Here is a 1463-nt window from a genome sequence, read left to right as displayed (position 1 = left end):
GGGGGGTGTCCCTATGTTGTTGTCAAGCGGCAGCGGGGGTACTGGTCGGTTCGGGGTGCCGGTAGTTGGTGCGGCTGCGGAGCATGGCGAACAGGACGTCGCAGCGGCGGCGGGCGAGGCAGATCAGCGCGGCGTTGTGTTTCTTGCCCTCGGCTCTCTTCCGGTCGTAGTAGGTCCGGCTGGTGGGGTCGGACAGGGCTGCGAAAGCGGCGAGGAAGAAGGCGCGTTTGAGTCTGCGGTTGCCTGTTCTGGCGGGGTGTTCGCCCTTGATCGAGGTTCCGGAGCGGTGGGTGACCGGGGCGATGCCGGCGTAGGCGGCGAGGTGTCCGGAGGTTTTGAAACCGGAGGCGTCGCCGATTTCGAGGAGGATGCGGGCGGCGGTCCTGACGCCGATGCCGGGCATCGATGTCAGGACCTGGGCAAGAGGGTGTGCATCGAGTATCTCCTCGACTTCGGCGGCGACGGTTTTCCGTTGCTGCAGCACGGTTTTCAGGCTGTCGGCGAGTCTGGGCAGGATCTTGTCCGCGGCGGCGGTGCCCGCGACGGTGACGGTCTGCTCGTCCAGTGCGGCGAGGATGTCCTCGACCAGTTTTGTGCCCATGCGTGGGGCGTGGGTGGTGGCGATCGCCGCGAGTTTGCGGCAACCGGCCTTGCGGATCCCGATAGGGCCGCCGCAGCGGGACAGGATTTCCAGCACGGCAGAGTGACTGATTTTGGGGCCGAGGACGCGTTCGAGGGCGGGGTGGATGCCGGTGAGCAGGCCGCGGATGCGGTTGCTGACCCGGGTCGCTTCGGCGGCGAGGTCGTCGTCGAATCCGACGAGCACGTCCAGCTCGGCCAGGGCTTCGTCGTCGACGTTGAGCCGGCGCAGGGTGTGGGGCAGGGTGCGGGCGGCGTCGGCGATGACATAGGCGTCGCGGGCGTCGGTTTTGGCGTTGCCCGGGTAGAGGTCGGCGATGCGGCGCATCGCCAGCCCTGGCAGGTAGGCCACCTCGTGCCCGCAGGCGCGGGCCACCGCCACGGGCAGTGCGCCGATCGTGGCGGGCTGGTCCACCACGACCAGGACTGGGCCGTGAACAGTGAGTTTGTCGAACATCGCCCGCAACTTCGGCTCACTGTTGGGCAGCGGAGCGTCGTGCAGCCGTTTCCCGGCCGGATCCAGACCGACCGCGTGATGCTCGCCCTTGCCGACGTCCAAGCCGAGGAACACGGCGTATTCGCTGGTCATCGAAGGTATCTTCCGTCTTGTCGTGCATGGTCACCAGTCGAGCATCAAAGGCCGGCAGCCACGTTACGACGAGACCTACCCAGCGGGCGGCCGTGTCCCTATCAGCGGTCCCTCGATGCCACCAAACCCGGTGACACCACCCCCCGGATCATGAACGCGACTGGGGGACTCAGTCATGCCGGGCCTGGCGACCACGAACTCCTTGATCAGGAGCTACGAAAAAGGTAACGGGGGG

At 67.1% G+C, this 1463-nt stretch carries 1 protein-coding gene; it reads right to left on the bottom strand.

Features of this window, described 5'->3' with window-relative positions:
* Window positions 1–22: 22 nt before the first annotated feature.
* Entirely contained in the window at window positions 23–1228 is a 1206-nt protein-coding gene (locus L942_RS17585) for an IS110 family transposase (protein ID WP_037361642.1), read from the bottom strand.
* Between the last annotated feature and the right edge of the window lie 235 nt (window positions 1229–1463).

Source organism: Amycolatopsis orientalis DSM 43388 (assembly GCF_000411975.1).
GTDB lineage: Bacteria > Actinomycetota > Actinomycetes > Mycobacteriales > Pseudonocardiaceae > Amycolatopsis > Amycolatopsis orientalis_D.
This window is presented reverse-complemented; position numbering and strand designations above follow the sequence as displayed.

Coding starts and splice junctions, on each gene's coding strand:
- L942_RS17585 (WP_037361642.1), bottom strand. CDS start 1,228: ATGACCAGCGAATACGCCGTGTTCCTCGGCTTGGACGTCGGCAAGGGC.